The organism is Mycoplasma sp. 613B (assembly GCF_054343485.1).
In genome coordinates this window covers 1-13,050 of record NZ_JBTGVH010000026.1, presented here as the reverse complement: position 1 = coordinate 13,050, position 13,050 = coordinate 1, and the positions used below count along the sequence as shown (strand labels likewise).

At 23.6% G+C, this 13,050-nt stretch carries 13 protein-coding genes and 7 tRNA genes; 3 read left to right on the top strand and 17 right to left on the bottom strand.

The window, feature by feature from the left end; genetic code table 4:
• Nucleotides 1-114: 114 nt before the first annotated feature.
• From ACXX87_RS03855 to smpB, 16 genes are all read right to left on the bottom strand, one after another.
• Entirely contained in the window at nucleotides 115-714 is a 600-nt protein-coding gene (locus ACXX87_RS03855; protein ID WP_458573304.1) for a hypothetical protein, read from the bottom strand.
• 118 nt (nucleotides 715-832) lie between these two features.
• Nucleotides 833-964 carry a S26 family signal peptidase gene (locus ACXX87_RS03850; protein ID WP_436358991.1) on the bottom strand — a complete coding sequence of 44 codons (132 nt, stop codon included), beginning with the start codon at nucleotides 962-964 and terminating at the stop codon, nucleotides 833-835.
• 47 nt (nucleotides 965-1,011) lie between these two features.
• Nucleotides 1,012-3,153 carry an ATP-binding cassette domain-containing protein gene (locus ACXX87_RS03845; RefSeq protein ID WP_436358992.1) on the bottom strand — a complete coding sequence of 714 codons (2,142 nt, stop codon included), beginning with the start codon at nucleotides 3,151-3,153 and terminating at the stop codon, nucleotides 1,012-1,014.
• A gap of 275 nt (nucleotides 3,154-3,428) precedes the next feature.
• Nucleotides 3,429-3,503: transfer RNA gene (locus tag ACXX87_RS03840), tRNA-Gln, on the bottom strand.
• A gap of 3 nt (nucleotides 3,504-3,506) precedes the next feature.
• Nucleotides 3,507-3,590: transfer RNA gene (locus ACXX87_RS03835), tRNA-Tyr, on the bottom strand.
• 104 nt (nucleotides 3,591-3,694) lie between these two features.
• Nucleotides 3,695-4,006, bottom strand: coding sequence for a hypothetical protein (locus tag ACXX87_RS03830; protein WP_436358993.1), 312 nt, complete (start codon nucleotides 4,004-4,006; stop codon nucleotides 3,695-3,697).
• A 113-nt stretch (nucleotides 4,007-4,119) separates the two neighbouring features.
• Nucleotides 4,120-4,626, bottom strand: coding sequence for an adenine phosphoribosyltransferase (locus tag ACXX87_RS03825; RefSeq protein WP_436358995.1), 507 nt, complete (start codon nucleotides 4,624-4,626; stop codon nucleotides 4,120-4,122).
• Between the two features lie 81 nt (nucleotides 4,627-4,707).
• On the bottom strand, nucleotides 4,708-5,541 hold the full coding sequence (locus ACXX87_RS03820) for an FAD synthase (protein WP_436358997.1): 834 nt from the start codon (nucleotides 5,539-5,541) through the stop codon (nucleotides 4,708-4,710).
• Nucleotides 5,541-6,341, bottom strand: coding sequence for a YcsE-related riboflavin metabolism phosphatase (locus ACXX87_RS03815; protein WP_436358998.1), 801 nt, complete (start codon nucleotides 6,339-6,341; stop codon nucleotides 5,541-5,543). The genes ACXX87_RS03820 and ACXX87_RS03815 overlap by 1 nt, the downstream gene beginning before the upstream one ends.
• A gap of 2 nt (nucleotides 6,342-6,343) precedes the next feature.
• Nucleotides 6,344-7,198: a tRNA pseudouridine(55) synthase TruB gene (gene truB, locus ACXX87_RS03810; RefSeq protein ID WP_458573303.1), complete on the bottom strand. Its 855-nt coding sequence runs from the start codon at nucleotides 7,196-7,198 to the stop codon at nucleotides 6,344-6,346.
• An 80-nt stretch (nucleotides 7,199-7,278) separates the two neighbouring features.
• A tRNA-Leu gene (locus ACXX87_RS03805) sits at nucleotides 7,279-7,363 on the bottom strand.
• Between the two features lie 53 nt (nucleotides 7,364-7,416).
• Nucleotides 7,417-7,492 (bottom strand) — tRNA-Thr (locus ACXX87_RS03800).
• A 1-nt stretch (nucleotide 7,493) separates the two neighbouring features.
• Nucleotides 7,494-7,569 (bottom strand) — tRNA-Val (locus ACXX87_RS03795).
• 6 nt (nucleotides 7,570-7,575) lie between these two features.
• Nucleotides 7,576-7,651: transfer RNA gene (locus ACXX87_RS03790), tRNA-Glu, on the bottom strand.
• Between the two features lies 1 nt (nucleotide 7,652).
• A tRNA-Asn gene (locus ACXX87_RS03785) sits at nucleotides 7,653-7,727 on the bottom strand.
• Nucleotides 7,728-7,859: 132 nt separating this feature from the next.
• On the bottom strand, nucleotides 7,860-8,291 hold the full coding sequence (gene smpB / locus ACXX87_RS03780; RefSeq protein ID WP_436359000.1) for an SsrA-binding protein: 432 nt from the start codon (nucleotides 8,289-8,291) through the stop codon (nucleotides 7,860-7,862).
• Nucleotides 8,292-8,441: 150 nt separating this feature from the next.
• Between smpB and rpmG (ACXX87_RS03775) the strand changes: the two genes are divergently transcribed.
• The 3 genes from rpmG (ACXX87_RS03775) to ACXX87_RS03765 all read left to right on the top strand — a co-directional run bounded on the left by rpmG (ACXX87_RS03775) (nucleotide 8,442) and on the right by ACXX87_RS03765 (nucleotide 9,997).
• A complete protein-coding gene (rpmG, locus tag ACXX87_RS03775; protein ID WP_436359001.1) occupies nucleotides 8,442-8,594 on the top strand; it encodes a 50S ribosomal protein L33 in 153 nt (50 codons plus the stop codon).
• Between the two features lie 169 nt (nucleotides 8,595-8,763).
• On the top strand, nucleotides 8,764-8,916 hold the full coding sequence (gene rpmG, locus ACXX87_RS03770) for a 50S ribosomal protein L33 (protein WP_436359001.1): 153 nt from the start codon (nucleotides 8,764-8,766) through the stop codon (nucleotides 8,914-8,916).
• A 19-nt stretch (nucleotides 8,917-8,935) separates the two neighbouring features.
• On the top strand, nucleotides 8,936-9,997 hold the full coding sequence (locus ACXX87_RS03765) for an aminopeptidase P family protein (RefSeq protein WP_436359003.1): 1,062 nt from the start codon (nucleotides 8,936-8,938) through the stop codon (nucleotides 9,995-9,997).
• A gap of 45 nt (nucleotides 9,998-10,042) precedes the next feature.
• On the opposite strand, the gene ACXX87_RS03760 is transcribed toward ACXX87_RS03765, so the two are convergent.
• On the bottom strand, nucleotides 10,043-12,937 hold the full coding sequence (locus tag ACXX87_RS03760; RefSeq protein ID WP_458573302.1) for a hypothetical protein: 2,895 nt from the start codon (nucleotides 12,935-12,937) through the stop codon (nucleotides 10,043-10,045).
• Nucleotides 12,938-13,050: the final 113 nt, after the last annotated feature.

Sequence of the window (13,050 nt, the reverse complement as noted above, 5' to 3'; positions counted from 1 at the left end):
TTAAATTAACACATATTTATAAAAAGTGACATTTTATATCTGTAATTACAAAAAAAGCAAGTTTTTGGCAAAAAAAGAAAAATCCCTTTAGAATTTTCCTTATTTTTAATATTTTTAGTGTTTCTTTCTTTTTATAACTTCTTTAAGTGAATAGAAAATCTCTTTTGCTAAAAGTTTTCCAATTTGTCTAATGGAACGTTGTTTAATTGCTGTTTTAACAAAATTTCTAACTTGTTGAGAACGAATGAATTTGTATCATAAAACTTTTAATTCTTTTGGATTTGTACTTTTATTTATAAATTCAGTTGCCTTTTTATTTGCTTCTTCTTCTGAATTTCCTTGTCATTTATAAAAAGGAACGAGAATTTTTTTAAAAATTGCTTTCTTTTTAGATACTTCGTTTTCTTTGTATGCTTTTACTTTAGAGTAATCAGAATCATTTTCATTATTGTCAAAATGTTCATCACTAATTTGATTTTCATAATCTTTGTCATCTTCATCATCTTTAGGATTAGAATCAGAAGGAATAGTTGATTTTGGTGTTACAGGATTTGGATCAGTATTTAGAGGTGCTGGTGAAGCAGGAGCAGGATTAGTTGGTTGGTTAGTTTGATTTCCTGATTCAGTTTTAGTTTGTTGGCAAGAAACAATAAATAGAGCAGAAACTGGTAAAACAGTTAGTGTACTTAAAGATAAAAATTTAATTTTTTTCATATTTTCCTTTTCTTTTTATTTTTATTAGTTTCATTTTACAAAAAAAAAAAAAAAGCAAGTTTTTGATAAAAAAATAAGAAAACAGGCATTTTTATCCTGCTTTCTTAAACTTTTAATTTTATGAAATAACTTTAGCAATAATTTGAGAATACAAAACATAACCAAAATTTTTGCTATCTATGGATGAAAGAACATTTTTACCTAAAACAAAATATTGATTTTCTTTTAGGTGAATTTCTAAATTATGCATTTGTATTTTGTTTTTATTATCAAAATAGTTTCTTTTTAGAAAATATTTTATCTTAAAAGATTAATTGCCCTTTTTTTGTATGTTAAAAATGAGATTAATAAATAAAATAAATAATAACCAACACTTATTATTAATCAAACAAGTAAACTAATACTTAAAAAATATGAATAGTTTATCTCTAAAAGTTTAAATCCAGGACTTATATTTATAACAAGATAAAATGAAGCAAAAAATGAAGGAATTAAAAATATTAAAACCGATAAACTTAAAATAAGATAAGAAAAGGAATGGTATAAAAATATATTTAAAACTTTTGTTTTTAAAAGTTTTAGAATTCCAATTACTCTATTTTTAGAATCTGTTAAAAATTTAGAAAAAAGAATAATTGTAATAAAACTAATTGCAGAAACAACAATAACTAAAAGTAATAATAAGTAGGCAATGAAATTATTACCAACTGCTAATTGTTTATAAACTTGGGAATTATTTGTTGTTAATTTTAAATAAGGATTAATTTCTTTTAATTCTTCTTTTAAAAGATTAGTATCGTAGTTGGGTTTTGTAAAAATTGTAAAAGTTGGTTGATATTCTGATGCAAAATATTTAAAGTTACTATCTGTTGTTTTGAGTTCAGGATTAGTGCTTTCAAAAAAACCAACAACTTTAACTAAAAAATCATTATATCCTGTATTTAATTCTAAAAACGAATTAAGTTGCACGTCATATTTTTCTTTAATTTCTTTACTTAAATTAATTTCTTCATATGATTTAGCTTTTTGACCTTCAATTATTTGGTCAGTATCATTTATAACAGAATAGGACTTGATATTTATTTCATTTTCATTAGCAACATTATATTTAGTTATTTGATTAGTTTTTCTTAGTGAAAAACCTTTAAAAAAATAATTTTCATTTGTTTTAATAAAGGAAGAAAGGGTTTTTGAAGAAAAGAAATTTAAGTTTTTGTTTTCAAAATTTAAAGAATTATTAATTGCACTAATAGTTAATTCCTTTTGTAAATTGCCAAAATTTACGTTAACCTTATCATTGATTTTTAAATTATATTTTTTTGCAATTTCTTCTGAAATTATAAATTCATTTTCATTTTCTGGAAAATTTCCTTCTATATTTAAATACTTCAACCTATCTTTAAAAAAGTTGTCATTTTCAATAGTTTGAAATTTTAATATTTCTTTTTCGTTGTTAATTACAAGTTTTACTACATAATTATCATATGTATCTAAACTATAATTAATTGATTCTAGTTGCTTTATTTTTTCTTTTTCTCCAGGATTAAGTTCATAAGATTGATTAATTTGTTTTGTTATAAACGCTTTATCAAAATCTGAAAATCTTGTATTTTCATTTTTAAGAGCTAAATTATTGCTTGAAAATAGCATAAAAATAGGGACTATTAAAATCGCTATTAACATAATAATAAAAGAAATAAAGAAAGAGTATTTCTTTTTAGTTATGTCAATTAAACTTAAATAAGGAGCAGGTAATAATTTATAGAATTTATTTCTTTTTTTACTTATTTTGTGATTAAAAATTTCTTCTTTTGGAGTAGGTGTTTTCTCTTCATTCTTTTTAAATTCCTTTGCATTTAAGTCATAATAGCTATCAGCATATTTTTTAACTAGATCAATATCGTGAGAAACAACAATAACAAGTTTATTTTGTGATATTTTATTAAATATATCAAAAATTTTATGGGAATTTTCTTCATCTAAGTTGCTTGTTGGTTCATCTGCAAGCAAAATATCAAAATCTCTTACTAGAGACCGAAGAATAGTTACTCTTTGTCTTTCTCCTTCAGATAATAGTTTAACCTTTTTCTTTAAAAGTGTTTCATCTAACTCTAAATCTTTTGCTAGCTCAATAATTTCTTTTTCATCAATAGTTTCAGAATTAACATTTAAAGAAATTTTTATATTTTGAAAAGCGTTTAAATCTTCAATTAAGTTAAAATCTTGAAAAACAAATTCAATTTTTGGGTTTTCTTTCTCAAAGGTAATAGTTCCAAAATCAGGATTGATTAAGTTACTAATTATGTTTAAAAAAGTACTTTTACCACTTCCTGATTTACCTAAAATACAGAAAATTTGTTTATTTTCTATATTTAGTTCCTTTATATCTAAAACTCTTTTGTTTTTAAAAGACTTTTTTAAATTTGAAATTTTAATCATTTTCTCCTCCTAATAAAAATAATAAAATAAAAGATCTTTTTTCAAGACCTTTTTCTATTTATAAATATTATTATAAGGTTTAAAAAAATCTTGATTTATAGACAAAAATAGTGTTAAAAATTTTAACAATAATTTTTTTATTTTTAATAATGTATTTAAAATTGTTATTCATTATTTTTATCTCTTTCTTTTATTTTATTAGTTTAATTGTAGCATATTTTTAAATTTGATTAAAAAAAGAAGCAAAGTATTTTGCTTCTTAGGTCATTTTTGATTGGCTGCCCCAGTTAGATTCGAACTAACGCATCGCGGCACCAAAAACCGCTGCCTTACCGCTTGGCCATGGGGCATTATGGTGGGGGGGGAGGGATTCGAACCCCCGAATCGTTAGAAAGTGGGTTACAGCCACCCGCGTTTGGCCGCTTCGCTACCCCCCCATAAAACAATATTATTATACACTATTTTTACAAAATAGGAAGAAATTATTATTGTTTTTTGTTTATTTAAAATATTTTGCTTTGAAAATTATATAAATTGATAATTAATTTAAGCCAACAACTATATAATTATCTGCTCAGATTTCAGGGAATGTTCCTTTTTTCATAATAATTGTGAAAAAATCTATAATAAAACTAAGTAAAAGACATGTTCACAATAATTTAAATAAGAATAATCTTAACATTCTTCCAGAACCATAACTATAAGTTATCCCTGTTACTTTCATACCGAAAGTAGGTTTTCCAGAACAGAATTGAATAATTTGTATTACAAACATTACTCCAACTGTAATAACTGCTAAAAAAGTATCAATTCAACTAGCAAAAAATCTTCTTCAATATCCAGCAATCTTCATTTTTATCCTTTCCAATTAAAATAATATAAAATTGTATCATTTTTTTTAATATTTCAAATTAATAATTAAGACATTTTATTATAAAAAAACCAGAATTTGCTGGTTAAAGTATCTTAAATTTTTATTAATGATTCTACTTCATAAGGTTTTAGCATATCACGACCTTTTAGTTCTTCTAATTCCATAAGAAGAACAATTTTTTCAACAGTAGCTCCTTGTGATTCAACTAAATTAATAATAGCTCTTGTTGTTCCACCGGTTGCAAGAACATCATCTATAATTATAGCTTTTTGCCCTGGTTTAATCATTCCTTTTTGCACTTCTAAAGCATTTGAACCATATTCTAAATCATAATTCATAGATACTACTTCACCTGGTAATTTATTTGGTTTTCTAACCATAATAAAAGGTTTTTTTAGCATAGCAGCAACTGGAGTTCCAAAAAGAAAACCTCTAGCATCAGGTCCAATTATTATATCTGCATCTTTGCTTAATTCACTCATTTTATCTATCACATATCTTAAAACTTCCCCATTAGCAAGTAATGGAGAAATGTCTTTAAATAAGATTCCTTTTTTTGGAAAATCTTGAACATCTCTTATATATTTAATTAAATCCATAACTTTAAAATTATATTACATATTTTTTATTTTATTAAGAGAAATAAAAAAATGCTTTTATTTTAATAAAAAAACTAATTTTTAATAACTAAAAAGCTTTTTAATTTCTTCTTTTTCTTTAGTTGTTAATTGATTTTCTATTTCTGTTGTGATTATTCTTTTTTGTTTTACAAATTCAATAAAAACAATTTCTATTGATTCAATTTCTACTTTTAAACCCTCAAAGAAAAAGATTTTATCTTTTTTTAAAACAAAATCCCTTCAAAGAATAACTGGATATTTTTTTTCATTTCATATTAAATAACAAAGGTAAATTCCAGCTGGAAAAATAGTTTGATTTTTAAGGAAGAAAACTTCATTTTTAAAATTTATTTTAGCTTTTATGAAAAAATTTTCTACTAAATTTTTATTAATTGCTTCAAAATTTCCACTAACTAGCAATTCTTTTAAAAAAGAAGTAGATATTTTTCTTTCATTTTCTTTATAAAGTTCTACTATTTCAGTATCTGCAAAATAATCTTTTATTTTTTGTGCATTTAATAAACCATTTTTTCCTAATTTAAAGTCTGAACCTATTATAAATTTAGTTGCTCCTTTTTTAATTAAAAGATTAATAAAATCATAACCGTCAGTATTTTTGATGTTTTCATCAAATTTTAAAAGTAAAATGTAGTTAATTTTTAAATTGGCAATAACTTGAATTCTGGAAAATAAATCTGAAAAAAACTTTTGATTATTTTTAGGTAAAATTTCAGGATTTTCAAAAAGTAAAATTGTTATTTTTTTATTAAATTCTTTTGCTTTTTCTAATAGTTTTAAATGCCCTTTATGAAAAGATTCAAAAGATCCTAAAATAAAGCAAGAATCTTGCAATTCTTGGTTATTGTCATCATTGAAAAGTATAACTTTTGTCATTAATAAATAATTCCTAATTCTTTTAGTTTTAAATATGTTCCTTTTTCTTCAGAAGAAAGTGCTGTATCTTTAGCAACTTTTATAACAAAATCCGGAGCACCATCCATAGCAATTCCATAACCAACTTCTTTTATCATTTCATAGTCATTTGAACCATCACCAAAAGCAATCATTTCTTGAAGTGAAATGTTTATAATTTTTCCTAATTCTTTTAGTCCTTTAGCTTTATTACTGTTTAATGTACTAATAAAAAAACCTTTTGATCATGTGGAATTTATTTCAAGATTTAAATCATTTTTCTTTAAAAAATCGGCTGTTTTAGAAATTAAATTAGGATCAGAACTTTTTACAGTTATGATATGCAAGTTATTTTGATCAAACTCTAAATCAGTTAATTTTTTAAATTTTGCGGTGTGATCTTTTAAAAATCAATTATTAAAATCATGACCTTCTGAAAAATAACCGTATTTATCTGTCATTACACTATAATCACAATTTTCCTTATCTAAAAAATTACTTAATGTAATAAAATCATTGTAATTTATTTTATCTTCATAAATAATTTTTTTCTTTTTGCAATCAAAAATAAATGCTCCATTAGCTCCTAAAAAGTAATCTACTTCTACTTCATCAAGAAGATTACCGATTGTAATCATTTCTCTACCTGTACAAAAAATAACCACTATTCCTTGTTTTTTTAAATCAACAAACATTTTTTTGATTTCTGGAAAAAAATCTTTTTGTGTGTATGGTAAAAGTGTTCCATCTATATCAAAAGAAATTAATTTATATTTTTTCATTTTTACTCCATTTTTAAAACTTTATTTATTATATTTCCAAAAAGTTTATTAGAAAACATTTTTTGTTTATAAATTCTACCAAATCCAACAATTTTATTATTAAAAATTAATACAATTTCTTGTTTATCATCTTCTTCTATTTCAAAATTAAGTCCTTTTACTAAAGTTTTAAGTTGCATATCATTTAAAACAAATTTAGGCAAATTATTATCGATTATACTCAAAGGATCTATTTGTTCCAAATGAAGATCATCTAAAGTTAAATTACTTAACTTTGTTCTTTCTAAAGAGGTCATAATGGCAGAAGTATTTAATTTATTAGCTATATCTCTTATTAAACTTCTTATATAAGTTCCTCTAGAAACTGTTGTTTCAAAAGTTAATTCTTGTTTTTCATAATTGAACTCTATGATTTTAATTTTTTCAATGCAAACTTTTGATTTGGATAAAACTATATTTTTATTTTCTCTTGCTAAATCATAAGCCCTTTTTCCATTGATTTTTTTAGCAGAAAAAATAGGTGGAGTTTGCATATAGCAACCAATAAAAGAATTTATTTTTTCTTCAATTTCTGCTAATTCTATTTTTTTTGTGTAATTGATTTCAGTAATTTTTCCTTCTATATCTAAGGTATTTGAATCTAAGTGAAATTTCATTGTGGTTATATAAGTTTTTGTGCTTTTATCTAAATAATTAATTAATTTTGTATCTTCATCTGTTGCAACTAACAACAATCCAGTAGCCATTGGATCTAAAGTTCCTGTATGACCGATTTTTTTAATATTATTTTCTTTTGCAAATTTTTTTATTTTTTGAAATGAACTTATATTTTTTTCTTTGTATAAAAGTTTAATCATATAATAAATATTACTTTAAAAAAACAAAATAAAAAGCAAAATTTAATAATTTTGCTTTAATGATAATTATAAAAATTATATGGTGCGCAAGAAGGGACTTGAACCCTTACGCCGTAAAGCACTAGAGCCTAAATCTAGCGTGTCTGCCAATTTCACCACTCGCGCATTTTAAGGTCATGTTAAAAGGAATCGAACCTTTTTTTAAACCAATAACATGATGGTGCCGTCTATAGGAATCGAACCTACGACCTACTGATTACAAGTCAGTTGCTCTGCCTGCTGAGCTAAGACGGCATGGTGGAAGATGAGGGGCTCGAACCCACGACCTCCGCCTTGTAAGGGCGATGCTCTCCCAACTGAGCTAATCTTCCTAAAAATGGTGACCCATACGGGACTCGAACCCGTGAATGCATGGATGAAAACCATGTGTGTTGACCGCTTCACCAATGGGCCATGGCGCCGATTGCGGGGATCGAACCTGCGACCAACTGGTTAACAGCCAGCTGCTCTACCGCTGAGCTAAATCGGCATTTAGCATTGCAAATAATAATGCTTTATTATTATACTACTTTTTTTAAAAAAACAAAATAATTTTTTATTTTTTTTCTTCTTATTAAAAAAGCAATTTTATTTTATCATAATTTTGAAATTTATGCATTTTTTAATAAATAATTTTTTTAATTGTTCTTTCTAATTCTTTTTCTTTTTCAGAAATCCTTTTATCTATTTTATTTTTACCTTTAACTAAAGCTAATTCAACTTTAACTTTATTTTTATCATTTCAATAAAACATTAAAGGAACAAGAGTAAATCCTTGTTGTTTTTGTTTTAGTTCAATTCTCTTTAATTGATTTTTATGTAAAAGCAATTTTCTTTCTCTCTCTTCATCTCCTTTTACGGCCATATATAAGGAAATATGTAAGTTAGTTAAATATAATTCACCTTTTTTAAAAGTAGCATAACAATTTTTTAAGTTAAAATTGTTAGCTCTTATGGATTTAATTTCTCAACCAAGTAAAGAAATTCCACATTCATATTTTTCATAAATTTCATAGTTGAAATTTGCTATTTTATTTTTTTGAATTATTTTCATAACTTTTCCTTTCTTATATAATATTATTATAGATTAAAAATGATTTTAAATATAAATTTACAAAAATAAAAAGATTAAAAATAAAAAAATGTGAATTTTTTGATAAAATTTTTTTATCTTTTATTTATAAAAATACAATAAGGAGGAAAAATGCCAAGAGAAGGTGTTACTTTAAGATGCAATGAATGTAAAATGGAAAATTACATAACAACAAAAAACAAAAAAACACAGACAGAAAAATTAGAAATGTCTAAACACTGTCATAAATGCAACAAACATACATCACATAAAGAAAAAAAATAATTTTCCTTGTGTTTCCTTTATAAAAGAATAAATACTATATTTAAATTTTAGTTTCTACTCTGCTTTATTATAAATGCAGAGTTTTTTATTAAAATCTAATTTTAAAAATATTTTCTTCTTTTTGTTAAAATTAAATTAATTAAATTATTATTTTATATTAGGAGGAAAAATGCCAAGAGAAGGTGTTACTTTAAGATGCAATGAATGTAAAATGGAAAATTACATAACAACAAAAAACAAAAAAACACAGACAGAAAAATTAGAAATGTCTAAACACTGTCATAAATGCAACAAACATACATCACATAAAGAAAAAAAATAAGAAAAGAGATAAGTTAAAAATGAATAGAAAATATTTAGATATAACATTAACAGAGAAAAAATTAGATGCAATAATTTCATTTGCTCCACAAACAAGACTTTGATTATCAACAATTCAATCAACAGATGGAATTACTGTGATGGAAAAAAATAAATCATATGTTTTTGTTGATGGACGTTACTATGAATATGCAAAAAAACAAGTAAAAAATGCTGAATTAGTTTTATTTAACAAAGAAAATTGAGATAATTTTTCTAAAAGCAAAGAATACAAAAGAATTGGAGTTGAAGCTGATTATATAACTCTTGTTGAGTTAAATAGAATAAAAAAATCATTTCCAAACAGTGAAATAGTTGAAATTTCAGGTCAAAAACTTAGAATACTAAAAGATGAAGAAGAAGTAAAATTAATTAAAAAAGCTATTGATATTTCACTAGAGGCTTATGATGAATTACTAAAAGAAATTAAAGAAGGACAAAGCGAACAAGAACTTGATAGAAAATTAAACTTTTTAATGAAAGAAAAAGGTGCACAAAAAGAATGTTTTGATTCTATCATTGCTGCGGGAGCTAATTCTGCAGTTCCACATCACCACCCAACTTCTGCAGTAGTTAAGTCAGGAGACTTATTAAAAATTGATTTTGGTGCTATTTATAAAGGTTATGGAGCAGATATAACAAGAACATTTATTTTTAATCCTAATAACTCAAAAGTAGATCCTAAAAAAGAAGAAATTTTACAAATTGTTAAAGAAGCTGCACAACTTGGAAGACAATTTGTAAAACCAGGTATAAAAGCTTCTGAAGTTGATAAAGTATGTAGAGATTATATTGAATCCAAAGGATATGGTGAATATTTTGTTCACTCTACAGGGCATGGTCTTGGAATTGATGTTCATGAATTACCAAATGTTTCATCATTAAGTGATTTTGTATTAGAAGAAGGAATGGTTATTACAGTTGAACCTGGTATTTATATAGAAGGTTTTGGTGGAGCAAGAATTGAAGATGATTTACTTGTTACAAAAGAAGGATCAATAACTTTATCTAGAAAAAATGAAATAAATGGTATTGGAAAATAATCTTATTAAAACGAATATAAAGAAAAAATGCGGAAATCCGCATTTTTATATTTCAATCATTTCAAATTTTGATGGTTCTAATTCTATTGATTTTAATAATTTATTTTTAAAGGAATTAGGGTTGCTAGAAGTTTCAAAACCGAAATAGTCAAATTCCAAGGAAGAAAAAAAACCGAAACCATAACCATCATCTCCTGTATTTTGCATAAAGATAGCAACCATTTCTCCACTTTCATCATAAACTATACTTCCTGATGCTCCAGAAATTAAATCATATTTATCGTTATTATTGTTGTTATCATATTGAATAAAAGTTTTAAAATAACCATATTTTGCAAATTCTTGTGCTTGATCATTTATAGTTACTTTTTCTATTCTATTAATAATATGTTCTCTATATCTTCTACCAGAAAAGTTTAGATGAGGATCTTGTGGGAAACTGCTAACAAAGAATTTTACATAATTATTTTGGGAAATATAATTAGTTTTTTTGCTTAATTTAAGTGGTTTTAATTTTTGTCATTCATTTAAGTAATTGATAATTTTGGTATTTTTTTCTAATTTTGCTTGTTTTAAAATTGGTTCAATATCAATTATAGATATTGATATATCAGCATTATTTCTATTTGAATCTTGTTCTTTTGTTTCATCTCTTTTGGTTTGATTTATTGCTTGTCAAAAATTAAAATTGAATCATTTTTTTTCTACATTTATTGAAATTTCACTATTAGCACTATTTACCTTGGAATCGTTGAAATCTGGAATTAAAAATTTTTTTAAAACTCTAGAATCATATCATCTTGTTTCTAAAATGTCACTAACGTGTCTATTTGTTATGAAAAAATATCTATAATCATTTGGATCGTTGGGTTTAACTTTTGCAAGCATAGTTGAAGTTCCACCACCAACAACAAAAACTCTTTTTCTAATTTCTTGAAAATTTGTGTCGGTTTCTTGTTCTAAAATTCTTTTACCATTACTAAATTTAAGTGGATTATTAATTTTGTTTGAATAATATTGTCCATTAGAACTTAATTTAGCATGTAAATCTGATTGATAAGTTTCAGGAACAAGTGAGAAATTTTCATCTTCTTCATCTTTTGTTAAATATGAAACATCAACTAAAGTATTATATTTAGAAATAAAAATATTGTTTTCAATTTTAGTTTCATCTTGAGTGAAACTAAAATCAGGAATATAATCACTATATTCATCGTTTGGTTTAATTTTTATAATTAAATTAGAATCATTATCGATATTATAATTAAATTTTACAAAAGGTTCTTCAAAAAACTCAGTTACTCATTCGTTATTTAAAACATTTTTATTATTTAATAATTCTTCTAAATTTATTAGTATTCTTTGAGAAATTTTTGTTTCAAAAGAATCATCTTTTTTTCTAAAATCAAAGGTAATTCCTATTTTTTTATCAGTAAATGGTTTATTTAAAAAGTTTTTTAAATTAAGTTTTAATGTTGCTTCTTTTTTGTTTCCTGATAATTTAATTTCTTGATATTGAATAAAAATAGGCATAAGTTTATTAACGTATTTATAAATATTATTTTCTTCTTTGAATCTTGCTTGTAAATCTGGTATTTTAGATAAAAGTTTTTCAGCAGGAATAGGATTATTAAAATCACTAAAGTTTGTTCATTTTGGAAACTCATCACTAAATTTAAAAGTCCCTTGAATATATTTTAATATTTTTGTCATTTCAATATTAAAATAATTTTTTACTAGATTTAAATTATTATCAGTTTTTTCTAGAAGGACACTATTTGGGAAAATATTTTTATCAAAAATAATTTTAGGGTTATTGATATTACCACTTTGAGTTAAAGTTTTATTTTCTAAAATATCAGGTTTTGGGAAGGAAAATAATTTATCTTTAATTAAAATTGATAAAGGTGGGAATGAAATTTCTTTTGATTCATAAAGAATTTTTATTAAGTTGTATTCAACACCTTTTTTTATTTGATTTTTTATATTAAAAAATACAAAAGAGTTGTCACTTGAAATTTCTTCATTAGTTAATTCTATAAGATTATTTTCTTCACTTGTTGGTGATAAAAACACGGAAAATACAGCATTATTAGGAATATAAAATTGGTTTTTATCATAACTAAGTTTTATTGAATAAAGATTTTTTGATTCATCAAATATTAATTCTGAACTTGAAAAGTTTTTTATTGTAGTTTTTGCAGTAGTTACTTCTTTTACAAGTTTTTCTATAGTTAAATTTTTATTATTTAAAGAAAAAGAATCAATATAGTATTGAGTATTGCTTTTTAATTCATTTACATTTATTTCAATAAAAGGAGAATTAACTTCGTAATTACTTACTATTATCTCTTTTTCTTCTTCATCAGAATTTTTAGATTTTAATACTAATTTAAAAGTTTTTAGATTTTCATTAGATAAATTAAATTCTGAAAAATGGAATATTACTAAAAAACTGTTTTCTGTAATGTTTTTAAAATTTATAAAATCTATAACAAAATTATCTTCTTTATTTTCTATTTCATTGCTAATTTTTTTAGTTGTAAATTTAGTATTTAAAATTTCATTTGATATTATTATTTTGTTTTTTAAATCTTTAAAATTTATTTTTGAAACTTTTAATGTTTTTGAACTTGAAGATAAGATTTTATTTAAATTTATATTTAAAATATTGTTTTGTAAAATATCTTCAAATAAATATGTATTTTGTTCTTCATCAATTAATTCAACAATAGTAATTGGGTTAGATTCTTCTAGATATTCAGTATTGTTAAGAATAAAATTGATATTAGAAACTTCTTCTCTTTGATTTAAAACTGAAGAATTATTAATTTCAATATTTGCTATTTCTAGTTGAAATTTAGTACTAAAATTATTAAAATTTACTTCTTGATTATTTATTATTATTTTATAAATAAAGTATTCATAATTGGCTGTCAAGTTATTTATTTCAAATACTAATAAATTCTTTTCTAAAGGAATTTCCTTTATAAAAGAAGCTTAATTGTAAGATCAAGTGCACCACTTTAAAGTAAAATTTAAAGTATGGGACA